The 13,455-nt window shown below is 70.0% G+C and carries 9 protein-coding genes; 2 read left to right on the top strand and 7 right to left on the bottom strand.

Going from position 1 to position 13,455, the window contains the following annotated elements; all coding sequences use genetic code 11:
* Positions 1-13: 13 nt before the first annotated feature.
* The gene (locus R2J75_RS19495; RefSeq protein ID WP_316410828.1) at positions 14-1,276 is read right to left on the bottom strand and encodes an NTP/NDP exchange transporter; all 1,263 of its coding nucleotides are present in this window, start codon (positions 1,274-1,276) and stop codon (positions 14-16) included.
* A 76-nt stretch (positions 1,277-1,352) separates the two neighbouring features.
* On the opposite strand from R2J75_RS19495, the gene R2J75_RS19490 reads away from it, so the two are divergent.
* Entirely contained in the window at positions 1,353-2,516 is a 1,164-nt protein-coding gene (locus R2J75_RS19490; RefSeq protein WP_316410827.1) for an SDR family oxidoreductase, read from the top strand.
* A 93-nt stretch (positions 2,517-2,609) separates the two neighbouring features.
* On the top strand, positions 2,610-3,596 hold the full coding sequence (gene argF / locus R2J75_RS19485) for an ornithine carbamoyltransferase (protein ID WP_243333548.1): 987 nt from the start codon (positions 2,610-2,612) through the stop codon (positions 3,594-3,596).
* A gap of 117 nt (positions 3,597-3,713) precedes the next feature.
* Here argF and R2J75_RS19480 read toward each other — a convergent pair whose 3' ends face one another.
* The 6 genes from R2J75_RS19480 to R2J75_RS19455 form a co-directional block, all read right to left on the bottom strand.
* Positions 3,714-6,629: a TonB-dependent receptor gene (locus R2J75_RS19480; RefSeq protein WP_243333551.1), complete on the bottom strand. Its 2,916-nt coding sequence runs from the start codon at positions 6,627-6,629 to the stop codon at positions 3,714-3,716.
* A 427-nt stretch (positions 6,630-7,056) separates the two neighbouring features.
* A complete protein-coding gene (locus R2J75_RS19475; protein WP_316410826.1) occupies positions 7,057-9,624 on the bottom strand; it encodes a serine/threonine-protein kinase in 2,568 nt (855 codons plus the stop codon).
* A 23-nt stretch (positions 9,625-9,647) separates the two neighbouring features.
* Positions 9,648-10,859: a bifunctional folylpolyglutamate synthase/dihydrofolate synthase gene (locus R2J75_RS19470; RefSeq protein ID WP_316410825.1), complete on the bottom strand. Its 1,212-nt coding sequence runs from the start codon at positions 10,857-10,859 to the stop codon at positions 9,648-9,650.
* The gene (gene accD, locus R2J75_RS19465) at positions 10,852-11,703 is read right to left on the bottom strand and encodes an acetyl-CoA carboxylase, carboxyltransferase subunit beta (protein WP_243333557.1); all 852 of its coding nucleotides are present in this window, start codon (positions 11,701-11,703) and stop codon (positions 10,852-10,854) included. The genes R2J75_RS19470 and accD overlap by 8 nt, the downstream gene beginning before the upstream one ends.
* A gap of 108 nt (positions 11,704-11,811) precedes the next feature.
* Positions 11,812-12,672: a ParB/RepB/Spo0J family partition protein gene (locus tag R2J75_RS19460; protein WP_243333558.1), complete on the bottom strand. Its 861-nt coding sequence runs from the start codon at positions 12,670-12,672 to the stop codon at positions 11,812-11,814.
* Complete coding sequence (locus tag R2J75_RS19455) at positions 12,669-13,454, bottom strand: ParA family protein (RefSeq protein ID WP_243333561.1); 786 nt, start codon at positions 13,452-13,454, stop codon at positions 12,669-12,671. Before R2J75_RS19455 ends, R2J75_RS19460 begins: the two co-directional genes overlap by 4 nt.
* Position 13,455 lies beyond the last annotated feature (1 nt).

Here is a 13,455-nt window from a genome sequence, read left to right as displayed (position 1 = left end):
CGCGGGGCGGAGCTCAGCGGCGCTGCCAGTGGGCCCCCAGCCGGGAGGCCCCCAGGATCCAGGCGGCTGAGGCCGCCAGGGCGGCGGGGGCGACGGGCAGGGCCAGGGCGGCCAGGGCCGCCGGGGTCCAGGTGCCCAGGAGATCGCCCACGCGGTAGATGAAGGTGTCGATGAAGGGCTTGGCCTTGTACTTCTCGTCCGGGCCCAGGGGGATGTAGAGGGCCTCCCGGGCCGGGCGGTCCACGGCGTAGTGGAGGCCCCGGCGCAGCACCTGGAAGACCGCCAAGGTCCCGAAGGTGGGCAGGGCCGCCAGGGCGCCAAAGCCGCCCAGGGTCAGGACCGGCATGAAGCAGAGCACGGCCCGGAGGCCGAAGCGGGCGATGATCCGGCTGGCCAGGAGCACCTGGGTGGCGAGGGTGAGCACGTTCACCCAGAGATCGATGCGGGCGAAGGCCGCGGTGCGGGCGGCCCCGGTGAAGGTGCGGGCGACGATGGCCCCCTGCTCCAGGTAGAGGAAAGTGGACGTGAGGGTGTAGAGCAGGATGTAGAGGGCGATGAGGGCGAGGAAGGGCGACCCGGCGATGAGACGCAGGCCCTGGAGGGTGCCGGGGCCCGGTTCCCGGGTGGCGGTGCCCGCGCCCATGCCGAAGCGCGCGGCGAGGGCCCGGATGCAGAGGACCGCCGCCTCCAGGCAGAGCACCGCCAGGAGGAGGGAGGTGCCCGCGTCGGCCCTCCAGAGCCCCCGGGCGAGGGCCTGGGCGCCGGCCGCGCCCACGATGGCGCCCAGGGTGCCCCCCATGGCCATGAAGCCGAACAGCCGGCTGCCCTGCTCCTGGTTCCAGCCGTCGGCCATGAAGGCCCAGAACACCGAGACGGCGAAGAGATTGAAGACGCTCAGCCACACGTAGAACACGTAGCCCAGGGCCGCCCCGCCGTGGCCGGGGAGGAAGCGGTAGAGGGCGTAGAAGGCCACCAGGCACAGGGTGCACAGGCGATAGGCCAGGGGCACGAAGCGGCGCCGCGGGAGGCGGGAGACCATGGCCGCGAAGGCTGGGTTCACGGCGAACATGCACACCAGCGTGGCCGTCATGAGCCAGGGGAGTTTGTCCGCCCCGCGGGCGATGCCGAAGGCGTCCCGGACGGGCCGCAGGAGGTAGTAGCCGGTCATGAGGAGGAAGAACCAGGCCGTCCCCAGGACCAGGGGGCGGCCTTCGCCCTCCCGCACCTGGACGAGGCGGCCGAGGGCCTTGAGGGCAAAGGAGGGTTGGGCGTCCATGGGGGGTCCGAAAAAGGGTGGTTGATATATAGCATGACGAGGTATAGTCGAAGCACCTTTTCCACCGGGGGTCCCCATGGTCCTGTCCCGCCGCACCTTCCTCCAGGCCGCCGGCACCGCCGCCGCGGCCGCCACCCTGGGCCGCACCGCCTTCGCGGCCGCCACCCTGGGCCGCACCGCCTTCGCGGCCGCCCCCAAGGCGCCCGCCAGGCCCGCCAAGCCCCTGCGCATCCTCGTGCTGGGCGGCACGGGCTACCTGGGCCCCGCCACCATCGAGCACGCCCTGGCGAGGGGCCACAAGGTCACCATGTTCAACCGCGGCAAGACGCGGCCGGACCTCCTTCCGGGCGTCGAGCGCCTCCAGGGCGACCGGGATCCGAAGAAGGGCGAGGGGCTCAAGGCCCTGGAGCAGGGGACCTGGGACGTGGTCATCGACAACTCGGCCTACTACCCCCGCCACGTGGCCGCCTCCGCCAGCCTCCTGGCCGGGCGCTGCAAGCAGTACATCATCATTTCCAGCATCTCCGCCTACAAGGAACCCAACCCCGTGAACGGGGACGAGCGGGCCCCCCTGGCCACCCTGGCCGACCCGGCCGTGGAGGAGATGGGCAAGCAGTACGAGAACTACGGCGGCCTCAAGGCCCTGTGCGAGCAGGCCGCGGAGAAGGCCATGCCCGGGCGGGTGACCGTGGTGCGCCCCGGCTACATCGTGGGGCCCGACGACCCCACCGGCCGGTTCACCTACTGGCCTGTGCGCATGGACCGGGGCGGCGAGGTGGCCGTGCCGGGCGGTCCGGCGGATCCCGTCCAGATCATCGATGTGCGGGACCTGGGCCAGTGGCTGGTGCACCTGGCCGAGACGGGCACCCGGGGCGTGTTCAACGCCTGCGGCCCCGCCCGCAAGCTGCCCTGGGGCGAGCTGGTGGAGGCCTGCCGGGCGGCCAGCTCCACGAAGCCCACCCTCACCTGGATCCCCACCGCCTTCCTCGCCAAGCAGCAGGGGCCGGACTTCCCCATCTGGGCGCCCGCCGAGGGCGAGACCCAGGGCTTCCACACCTGGAGCAACCTGAAGGCCGTCAAGGCGGGCCTCACCTTCCGGCCCGTGGCCGAGACGGTGAAGGACACCCTCGCCTGGTACCACGGCCAGGAGCAGGTGGAGAAGGGCCGGATCCGCCTGGCCGGGCCCGACGCCGCCGCGGAGCGCAAGCTCCTCGACGCCTGGAAAACCGCGCAGAAGTGACGCGCCTCACCCCTTGGGGGAGGCCGGGGCCGTGCTAAGCTGGCCGTGGCAATATATTGCCCATTCCCGGCAACCCCACCCAAGGAGCGAACCATGGCAGTCAACCTGAAGGGCCGCAGCTTCCTGACCCTCATGGACTTCACCGTCGAGGAAGTCCGCTACCTCCTGGACCTGTCCAGGGACCTCAAGGCCAAGAAGCGCATGGGCATCTACAACGACGTGCTCAAGGGCAAGAACATCGTCCTGCTCTTCGAGAAGACCTCCACCCGCACGCGCTGCGCCTTCGAAGTGGCCGCGCTGGAGGAGGGGGCCCACGTCACCTTCCTGGACAGCAACAGCAGCCAGATGGGCAAGAAGGAGTCCCTGGAGGATTCCGCCAAGGTGCTGGGCCGCTTCTACGACGGCATCGAGTACCGCGGCTACAAGCAGGAGGTGGTGGAGGCCCTGGCCAAGCACGCTGGCGTGCCCGTCTGGAATGGCCTCACGGACGTGGATCATCCCACCCAGATCCTGGCCGACTTCCTCACCATCGAGGAGCACGTGGCCAAGCCCCTGAACAAGGTGAAGCTGGTCTTCTGCGGGGACATCCGCAACAACATGTCGTACGCCCTCATGTACGGCGCCGCCAAGACCGGCATGCACTTCGTGGGCCTGGGCCCCAAGGCCCTCGCGCCCAGCGAGGACGTGCTCGCCCGCGCCCGCGAGGCCGCGAAGGAGACGGGCGCGATCCTCGAGATCACCGATGATCCCGCCGCGGTGGCCGGGGCCGACGTCATCTACACGGACGTGTGGGCCTCCATGGGCGAGGAGGCGCAGATCCCCGAGCGCGTGCGGCTCCTGACGCCGTACCGCGTCACCCTGGACCTGCTCAAGCGCACGGGCAATCCCGACGTGATCTTCCTCCACTGCCTGCCGGCCTTCCATGACTTCGAGACCAAGCTGGCCAAGGACATGAAGGAGCAGGGCCACGACATCCGCGAAGTCACCGACGAGGTCTTCCGCAGCCGGCACTGCAAGGCCTTCGACGAGGCCGAGAACCGCATGCACACCATCAAGGCCGTGATGGTCGCCACCCTCTAGCTCAGCGTCCGCGACGGAGCCTGGATCCTCCGAGGGGATCGGCCGCTGCCCCAGGCGCCCGGGCCCGTACACGAAGGCCCCCGCTCGCGCGGGGGCCTTCGGGTTGGGTGGAACGGCTCAGAAGGCCAGCTTCACGCCGAAGCGGAAGGACCGGGGAGCCTGGTACGTGGTGGGGGACCTCCACTTGCCGTCCGGCAGCATGTTGCCGAGCACGTCGGCGGCCTGCTCGAAGACCGAGAGGGCGGGACGGTAGTTGTAGAGGTTGTAGATCTGGAGGAAGCCGGAGAGCTTCATCTTGTTGGCGAGGACGTGGGTGTACATCATGTTCACGTCCAGCTTGGTCTGGGTCTGGGTGCGGCCGTAGTTGCCCATCAGGCCGCCCACGAAGGTGGCGTTGCCGTAGCCACCGGGATCGCCCAGGCCGGCACCGTAGGTGCTGTCGCCGTTGTCCTGCTTGGAGATGGGCGTGCCGCTCTGGGCCATGAAATTGAAGCCCAGGGTGAGGGAATCCAGCTGGCCGACCAGGAACTTGTGGTAGCCGTAGGCCTTGAAGGCGTGCTCGTGGTCGACGGGGAGGAGGCCCGTGCCGACGTAGGGCTGGTAGTCGTACGAGGCGGTGATGTTGCCGTCAGCCTGGCCATTGGAGGGGCTGATGAGGCCCTCGTAATTGCCGTAGTTCCGGCTCCAGGTGTAGCCCAGGAAGAGGAGGGTGTTGGCCGTCTTGTAGGTGTACGAGACGTCCACGGCCTTGTACTCGTTGTAGGCCTCGGGGTAGCCCTGGACGTCGACGGTGACGTGCTGGCCCGCCAGGTTCGTGAAGGAGACCTTGCCGGGACGCGGGTTCCAGATGACGGCCTGGCCCACGTCGTCGTTGGGATCCAGGGGCGTTCCGGAGCCGTCGTTGACCACCAGCTCCGAATCCTCGAGGGGGTTCGTCAGCTTGCGGTAGCGGCCGTGGATGCCGAGGGTGGTGGTGGTGGACACCTGCTGGTCGTAGCCCAGCTGGTACTCGATGCGCTTCGGCAGCTTGACGCCGTCGGCGATGGGATCGTGGCTCCAGCCGAGGGAGTAGTTGGCGGCGAGCACGGGGGTCTGGCCATTGACCAGGGTCCAGGGCTGGGTGGAGGCGGCGGCATTCCACATGAGGACGGGGCCGGTGTAGCCGCTGCCGTAGTAGTTGTAGCGGAAGTAATCCTCGTTGCCGTAGGTGCGGATGGCCATCCGCTGCGGGATCTGCTCGTAGTATTCGGCGAAGCTGCCGGACAGCTTGGACGTGGCGTCGCCCTTGATGTCCCAGGTGAAGCCGATGCGGGGCTGGATGTAGTCCGTGAACTTGAACTCCATGAAGGGCTTCCCGTTGTTGCCCTTCTGGGTCTGGTGCTCGGCGCGGGCGCCGTAGAACAGGTTCAGGTTCTTGGTCACCTGCCAGGTGTCCTGCAGGTACAGGGCCTGGAATTCGGCGTTGGCGACGGAGTCATTGGTGTAGAGACGCTTGCTGATGCGCAGCTCGCCATTGGCCGCCATGTTGGTGTACCAGACCACGCTCTCGGCGCCGCTGCGGTGGCTGTGGGTCTCGTACCGCGAGGTCATGTGGGAGAAGCCGCCCTTGACGGAGTGGTTCCCCAGGACCCAGGTGAAGTCGATGGAGCCCTGCCGGAGGAGGTTGGTCTCCTTCTCGTTGGTGCCGTAGCCGCCGGTGGCCCAGCGGATGCCCTCGTCGGCCTGGCCGTAGCCGGCGCCGCCGGGGAAGCCGGTGCGGGGCCCGTAGAAGTAGGTGTAGTCGATCACCTCGGGGGTGTCCGACTTGGGGGTGACCTGGTTGAGGCGGCTGGCCTGGCCGAGCTTCACCGACATGCTGAAGTTGGTCGTGAGGGCGGAATCCCAGATCAGGCTGAAGTTGTTGGAATTGTCCTTGGTCTTGTTGCCGGACCACATGTTGCCGTGGCCGTCCACGAAATCGCCGGGCGTGGCCGCGTTGTTGTCCTGGTCCGCGGTCTGCTGGCTGCCGAAGTAGGAAGCGGTCAGCTGGTTGTCCGTGTTCAGGTAGTAGTTGAACTTGGCGAAGAACTGGTAGGTGGGCGTCTTGATGGCGCCAACCGAAAGGCCGTCCAGGTTCGGGGAGCTGGGGGTGTTCGTCTGCAGCAGGTTGAGGCCCACGGCGTAGAAGAACTTGTCCTTGATGAAGGCGCCGCTGGCCAGCGCGCCGATCTGGTAGGTGTCGACGGGCTTGGACTCGGAGTAGAAGGCGTTCTTCTTCAGGGCGGGGGACAGGGAGCCGGGGCTCATGTCGGCCCAGGCGCTGCCGGCGAAGGTGTTTGTGCCGCTCTTGGTGAGCACGTTGAACACACCGCCCATGGCGGAGTACTCGGGCTTGTAGCCGCCGGTCTGGACCTCGATCTGGTCGACGAACTCCTGGCTCATGGAGACGCCCTGGCCGCCGTAGCGCATGTCGTTGGTCTTCAGGCCGTCCACGCTGAAGGAGTTCTCGGCGCCGGAGGCGCCGGCGATGGAGATGTTCAGGCCGAGGCTGTCGCTGGCGTTGAAGCCGGAGAACGACACGCCCGGGGTCATGAACGCCACGTCGCCGATGTCGCGGCCCTTCGGCACGTCCGCGATGACGTCCATGGAGAAGTTCGAGCCGGTCGTGGTCGAAGTTGTGTCGACCGCGGTGGCGGAGGCGACCACTTCGACGGTGGCGGACCCTTCCTTGCCCATCTTGAAGTTGGCGAGGGTGTTGGTGTTGATGCTGACCGAGACGGTCTGCTTGGTGGTCGTGTACCCGGGCTTGGACACCGTGCAGGTCCAACGGCCGGGGTTGAGGAGGCTCGCGGAGAACCGGCCTTCCGCGTCCGTCACCACGGTGCGGCTGATCTGACCGGAAACCATGAGGATGGTCGCGCCGGCGACAGGGGCGCCGCCCTTGTCGGCAACGACGCCGTTGACGCTTCCCGTCGTGGAGGTCTGGGCGACCAGCGCGGGGCTGGCGACCAGGGCCAGGGCTGTAAAGCCCAGCTTGGCAAAGCGGTTAGTCATAGGCTGGCTCCTATGGAACGTTGAGGGGAGGTCCCGGGTTCTCGGTCCCGGGACGGTGGAAGTGCAGTCTGGCAATGACCCCGTGTCGTCCAACGCATGGTTGTGACAATTCGGTGGCGGATTGCCGTCATTACAATCCTCTTTTGTTGAAATGCAAGGAGAAAGAGTGGATAAATTTATATAAAAAATTCACCAACTTGTCACAGCTTCACATAAATTCAATTAAGACTGAATTTCAAAAAGGGTTTACGCGGCGACCCTTTTTATTTTCTTTGGACCCGATTCGGAATTCCGGGGAACCCCACCCGCCATCCGCGCATACCTGAAGACGTGAGGGCCGCGCCCGCTCCGACTGGCTCCCGGAGATGGACACGCGGGGTTGGAAGCAGAAGAAGACGAAGGCCCCCTTCCGGGGGCCTTCCGTTCGTCAGGGCAGCGGATCCGTCACGTAGAGGTCGGAGGCCAGGGTGCGGGTGTAGGCGTAGGCCAGGGTCCGCCCATCGGCGCTCACCACCAGGGCGCGCAGGCGGTCGACACCGTCCCGGTCCGGGGGGCCCACCTCCCGCCAGGGTCGCCGGGCGCCCGTGGCCAGGTCGAGGCGCGTGAGGCGCGCGGGGAGGCCGGTCAAGTCGGCCAGCAGCAGCGCTTGGCCGGAGGGCTCCCACTGGACGGGGATCTCGCCCTCCCGGAGGCCCCGCACCGTCCGCAGGAGCCGGCCTTCCAGGGTGTAGATCTCCACCCGGCCGCGCACCGGCGCCAGGGCGACCTGGGCGCCGCCGGGGGCCACCACCGGAAAGGCCTCGGGGGGCACGGCGGCGGTCCAGGGGGTGGGCGCGCCGCCCGCCGCCGGCTGCAGCCAGACCCGGAATTCGCCGTCGGGGCCGATGCCGCCCACCAGGACCTGGCTGCCGCCGGCGGCGAACACGGCCCAGTCCGCCCGCACCGTCGGACAGAGGACCCGGGGCGCGCCCTGGCCGGTGGGGAAGAGGGAGAGGGCCTTCCGGGCGTCGACGGAGAGGATGAGGGCTGCGGAGCCGTCGGGCGCCAGGGACAGGGGATCCCCGTCCCCCAGGCGCACGGCGTCCCCCCCGTCCCGGCGCCGGAGGTAGGCGCCGCCGGGTCCCGGGCCCTCCTGGGGTTCGCCGAAGAGGACCTGGGCGCCGTCGGCCGAGAGATCGGCGAGGTACGAGGTGTTCAGCCAGGAGAGGTCCTGGCCGGCCGGGGATCTGGGTCCCTGGAGGACCATGGAGGTGCGGTTGAGGGTCTGGTCCAGCAGGAGCCGGCCCGAGGGGGTGATGTCCCGGATCCGCACGCGGCCCAGGACGGTCGCCACGACCTGCTGGCGCCCGGCGAGGGTCACGGACCGGATCTCATGCCGGTCCCCCCCGGGCTGGAAGGTGAAGAAGAGGCGCTTGCCGTCGGGGGCCCAGGCCAGGGTCTCGCAGGCGCCCTCCACCAGCACGGTCCGGCGCCCGGCGCGGTCCACCACGGACAGGCTTTCGCGGCCGATGCCCAGGTGCTCCAGGAAGGCGACCCGGTCCCCCCGGGGGCTGACCCGGACGTTGTCCAGGAGGGTGGGGGTCACCGGGGGGCCGTGGTAGACGGGATGCCCGATGGGATACTCGACCACGTAGTGGCTGTCCGCGCCCTTGCGGATGACGGCCAGGTGCTGGCCGTCGGGGCTCCAGTCGGCCTCGTACACCTGGGCGAGGCGCTCCCGGGGCGCCCCGCCGGAGAGGGGCGCGATGGCCAGCGTGCCTGCGTCCGAAGGATCCGGCCTCAGCAGGAGGGCCATGTCGCCGTGCCGGGAGATGGCGAGGATCTCGGTTCCCTCCGGGAGGCCCAGAGACCGGGCGCCAACACCGTCCGTGCGTCCCGCCAGCACCTGGGTGCGGCCGGTGGTGTGGAGGCTGTACACGTAGGTCTGCCCATCGGCGGAAAACCGGGCGGAGCGGATGACGCCTTTGCGGTAGGTGAGCCGGTGGTACCCCGGCGGCGCGGGGGCCGAGGCGCGCCGCCCCAGCAGGAAGGCGCCCGCGGCCAAGGCCGCCAATCCGGCCGTGGCCGCCGCGAGGCGGAGCCACCGGGGCACGGGCCGGGGGCGCCAGGGGAGGCGCAGGTGGGTCTGGGTGCTCTGGGGGAGCGTGGCCCCCTCCAGGTGGAAAAGCAGGTCCGCGGCGGTCTGGAACCGCCGCCGCGGATCCTTCTCCAGGCACCGGTGCAGGGCCCGGGCCAGGGCCGGCGGCAGGCGCCCGGCCGGGTCCGGATCCGGAGGCTCCTCCTTGAGGATGGCGTGCAGGGTCTCCACCAGGGTGGGGCGCTGGAAGGGGGGGCGGCCCGCGACCAGCTCGTAGAGGATGGCGCCGAAGGCGAAGAGGTCGGAGCGGGCGTCCACCTCCGAGCCGTTCACCTGCTCGGGGGACATGTAGCCCGTGGTGCCGAGGAGGGTGCCGGCCAGGGTCGCGCCCGCGGCGAAGGGCTGGGCCAGGGTCTTCTCCGCGTCCTGGGGAAGGGCGGGGGCGAGCTTGGCGAGCCCGAAGTCCAGGATCTTCACCAGGCCTTCGGTGGTGATGAACAGGTTCTCCGGCTTGAGGTCCCGGTGGATGATCTTCTTGTCATGGGCGGCCGCGAGGCCCCGGGCCGCCTGGATCGCGATGTCCAGGACCCGGCGGGGCGGGAGGGGCTGGCCCCCCATGCGCTCCCGCAGGTTGGACCCCTCCAGGAGTTCCATGACGATGTACGGCGCGTCCTCGTGCAGGCCCGTGTCGTACACCTGGAGGATGTTGGGATGGTTCAGGGCGGCCACCGCCCGGGCCTCCTGCTCGAACCGGCGGAGCTGCTGCGGATCGGAGGCCCCGGAGGCGTGGAGGACCTTGAGGGCCACGTCCCGGCCCAGGCGGGGATCCAGGGCCCGGTAGACCTCGCCCATCCCTCCGGCGCCGAGGAGGGCGACGAGCTCGTAGGGACCGAGCCGGGATCCGGGTGGGAGGCTCATAGGCTGCCCCCCACGTTACCATCTCAGGGGCGGGCGGGATCCACGCCCAGGGCCCCCAGCAGGTCGCCGATGAAATAGAGGGAGCCGCACACGAGGCGCGGGCCGTCCGCGGGTTCTCGCAGGCGGGCGGCGGCCGTGGCGATGTCCAGGACCGCCTGGCGGGTGCCCCAGATCTCCCGGAGGGCCTCGGGCGTCGCATACCGCGGGTTCTCGCCGTGCACCAGGGTGAGCGAGACCGGCGCGAGGCGCTCCAGCTCGGCGCGCATGCCGGCCAGGTCCTTGTCGCCCATGGCGCTGAAGAAGAGGTGGGGGCGGGTGCCCGTGGCGAGGGCGTGCTCCGCCAGGCGCCGGGCGCCGTCCAGATTGTGGGCCCCATCCAGGGTGACGCCGTCCAGCCCCGGCACGGCCCAAAGCCGGCCCGGCCAGCGCGTCGCCTCGACGCCCCGCCACGCGGCCGCCTCGGGCACGCCCAGGCAGCGCAGGGCCTCCAGGGCCGTGGCCAGGTTCTCCAGCTGGTGGGCGCCGGCGAGGGGCACGCGATGGCCGGCCACGCGGCTGTGGTCCCAGGCCAGGTGCTCCGCGCGGAGGGCGGGCGCGGGGTGGAGGACCGGGCGGCATTCCAGCAGGGGCCAGATCCAGGCGGGGTCCAGGCGCGGCCCCAGGACGAGAGGCCGGCCGTGCCGCGCCGTGCAGAGCTTCTCGCGGCCGATGGCCTCCCGGGTGGAGCCCAGGTACTGCATGTGGTCCCGTTCCACGTTGGTGAGGACGGTGAGCACGGGATCCGAGGCGTTGGTGGCGTCCCAGCGGCCGCCCATGCCCACTTCCACGACGGCGCCGTCCAGGCGCGCCGCACGGAAGGCGAGGAAGGCGGCGGCGATCATGAGCTCGAAGTACGTGGCCCGCAGCCCCAGGGCCGCTTCCGCCCGGAAGACCTCCTCCAGGAACCCCTCCAGCTCGGCGGGCTCCAGGCAGGCCCCATCCACCCAGATGCGCTCCCGGGGGTGGCGGAGGTGGGGGGAGGTGGTCCAGCCGACGCGGCGACCGGCGGCCCGGAGGGCGTGGGCCAGGAAGGCGCCGGTGCTGCCCTTGCCGTTGGTGCCGGCGATGAGAACGACGGGGCAGGCGCGCTCCGGGTGGTCCAGCCGCGCGAGCAGGCTCCTGATGTTCTCCAGCCCGCACTTGATGCCCCAGTGGCCCCGCGCTTCCAGGCGGCGCAAGCCGTCCGGCTCAGTCATGGCCGCCGGTCATCCAGTCCAGGGCCGTGGCCACGAAGTCCCGCAGCCGGTCGCGGGGGACGACCTTGTCCACCATGCCGTGGGCCTGCAGGAACTCGGAGCGCTGGAAGCCCTCGGGCAGGGTCTGCTTGATGGTTTGTTCGATGACCCGCGGCCCGGCGAAGCCGATGAGGGCCTTGGGTTCGGCGATGTTGAGGTCGCCCAGCATGGCGTGGCTGGCGCTGACCCCGCCCGTCGTGGGATCGGTGAGGATCGAGAGGTAGGGGATCCCGGCGTCGTCCAGGCGCGCCAGGGCCGCGCTCACCTTGGCCATCTGCATGAGGGAGAGGGTGCCCTCCTGCATGCGGGCCCCGCCCGAGCAGCTGACGATGATGTAGGCGCAGCCCTGGGCCAGGGCGCGTTCGGCGCCCAGGCGGAGCTTCTCGCCCACCACGCTGCCCATGCTCGCGGCCAGGAAGTCCCAGTCCATGATGGCCAGGACCACCGGGTGCCCCTTGAGGGTGCCCTCCACGACGAGGACGGCGTCGTGGTCGTGGCCCGCCTCGTGGAGGCGCTTGAGCTGGTCCTTGTAGGGCTTGGTGGCGACGAAGCCCAGGGGGTCGCCGCTGCGGAGGTTGCCGAAGAGCTCCACGGAACCCGGGTCCATCATGGATTCCAGGCGCTCGGCGACCCCGATGCGGAAGTGGTACCCGCACTTGGGGCAGACGTTCCGCGTGTTGGCCAGTTCGGCCCGGTAGATGAGCTCGCGGCAGGCCTCGCACTTGACCCAGAGCCCCTCGGGGACCCGGACCGTGCGCTCCTCGACCGCGGTCTTCTGCTGACGTTTCTTGATGAACCAGGACATCGGCACCTCAGAACCGGGGGGAACGGCGACCCTGCGCTGGGATGATCCGGATCCCCCCAAACCCCCGGCGGACCGCCGGGCTCAGCCCGGCCGGACCGAGGGGAAACGTTAACGGGTTCCCGGGCCCGATTTCAAGCCTTCGAAGATCCGGTCCAGCTCGGCCTCGCTGCCGTAGTGGATCTGGAGCAGGCCCCCCTTGCCCCGGGGGCGGATCTCCACCCGGGTGCGCCAGGCCTGGGTCAGCTCCTCGGCGGCCGCCTTGAGGAAGACCGCCTGGGGATGGTGGCGCCGGGTCTTGCCCTTGGTCGCCCGCCCGAGCTTGTGGACGCGGGCCTCCAGGGCGCGGACGCTGAGCTGCTTCTCGACCACCTCCTCGGCGAGCTGGTCCTGGAGCCGGGCGTCCTCGACGCCGAGCAGGACCTTGGCGTGGCCCGTGGAGAGGCGGGAGAAGGACACCAGCTCCTGGAGGCGGGAGGGGAGGCGCAGCAGCCGCAGGGTGTTGGCCACCTGGGGGCGGGACTTGCCCACGCGGTCCGCCACCTGCTCCTGGGTGAGGCGCAGGTGCTCGCCGAGCTGGAAGTAGGCCTTGGCCTCCTCGATCGGGTTGAGCTCCTGCCGCTGGATGTTCTCCACCAGGGCGAACTCCAGGAGCCGGTCGTCGGGGACGTCCTTGAGGACGACGGGGACCGTGGTGAGCCCGGCGAGCTTCGCGGCCCGCCAGCGGCGCTCGCCGGCGATGATCTCGTAGCGGTCGCCCACCTTGCGCGCCACGATGGGCTGGACCATGCCGTGGGTCCGCAGGCTCGCGGCGAGATCCTCGAGGAGGCCCTCGTCGAAGTGGAGGCGGGGCTGGTGGCGGTTCGCCACGAGGGCGCCCACCGGCAGCTCGCGGTTGGTGGTGTCTTCGGGGGCCAGCTGGCTCATGAGGGAGGTGAGCCCGCGGCCCAGGGCGGGGCGTTTGGTGGTCATGGGTTCTCTCTCGCGGGGAGGGGCGCCTCGAGCCCCAGCCACTCCTTGGCCAGGCTCAGGTAGGCCTGGGCGCCCTTGGAGCGGAGGTCGTAGAACGCGACGGGCTTGCCGTGGCTCGGGGCCTCGGCCAGCCGGATGTTGCGGGGGATCTGGGTCTGGAAGACCTTGCCGGGGAAGGCCGAGCGCACCTCGCTGGCGACGGCGGAACCCAGGTTCGTGCGCTCCTCGGCCATGGTGAGGAGGATGCCGCCCAGCTTCAGGCGCGGGTTCGGCCCGGCCTGGATGCGGCGGATGGTCTCCATCAGCTCCGCGAGGCCGTCCATGGCGAGGAACTCGCAGGGCATGGGGACGATCACCTCGTCGGCGGCGGTGAGGGCGTTGAGGGTGATCATGCCCAGGCTGGGGGGCGGATCGATGAGGATGTAGTCGAAGCGCTCCAGGACGGGGCCCAGGGCCCGGCGCAGCACCTGCAGCTCCGGCAGCTCGAAGAGCTCGAACTCCAGCTGGGCGAGGTCCTTGCCCGCGGGGATCACCTGCAGCATCGGGACCTCGGTGGTGAGGATGAGGGCCTCGACCGGGGCGCCCTTCATGAGGGCGTACGACCCCGCCCGGTGATCCGGCTTGGGGAACCCGAGCCCCGTCGTGCTGTGGCCCTGGGGATCGAAGTCCACCAGGAGCACGAGCTTCTCCATCATGGCCAGGCTCGCGGCCAGGTTGATGGCGGAGGTCGTCTTGCCGACCCCGCCCTTCTGGTTGGCCAGCGCGATGATCCGTGCGGTCATG

It is taken from the genome of Mesoterricola sediminis, assembly GCF_030295425.1.
GTDB classification, from domain to species: Bacteria; Acidobacteriota; Holophagae; order Holophagales; family Holophagaceae; genus Mesoterricola; species Mesoterricola sediminis.
This window is presented reverse-complemented; position numbering and strand designations above follow the sequence as displayed.

Coding starts and splice junctions, on each gene's coding strand:
- R2J75_RS19455 (WP_243333561.1), bottom strand. CDS start 13,454: ATGACCGCACGGATCATCGCGCTGGCCAACCAGAAGGGCGGGGTCGGC.
- R2J75_RS19460 (WP_243333558.1), bottom strand. CDS start 12,672: ATGACCACCAAACGCCCCGCCCTGGGCCGCGGGCTCACCTCCCTCATG.
- R2J75_RS19495 (WP_316410828.1), bottom strand. CDS start 1,276: ATGGACGCCCAACCCTCCTTTGCCCTCAAGGCCCTCGGCCGCCTCGTC.
- R2J75_RS19470 (WP_316410825.1), bottom strand. CDS start 10,859: ATGACTGAGCCGGACGGCTTGCGCCGCCTGGAAGCGCGGGGCCACTGG.
- R2J75_RS19480 (WP_243333551.1), bottom strand. CDS start 6,629: ATGACTAACCGCTTTGCCAAGCTGGGCTTTACAGCCCTGGCCCTGGTC.
- R2J75_RS19475 (WP_316410826.1), bottom strand. CDS start 9,624: ATGAGCCTCCCACCCGGATCCCGGCTCGGTCCCTACGAGCTCGTCGCC.
- R2J75_RS19490 (WP_316410827.1), top strand. CDS start 1,353: ATGGTCCTGTCCCGCCGCACCTTCCTCCAGGCCGCCGGCACCGCCGCC.
- accD (WP_243333557.1), bottom strand. CDS start 11,703: ATGTCCTGGTTCATCAAGAAACGTCAGCAGAAGACCGCGGTCGAGGAG.
- argF (WP_243333548.1), top strand. CDS start 2,610: ATGGCAGTCAACCTGAAGGGCCGCAGCTTCCTGACCCTCATGGACTTC.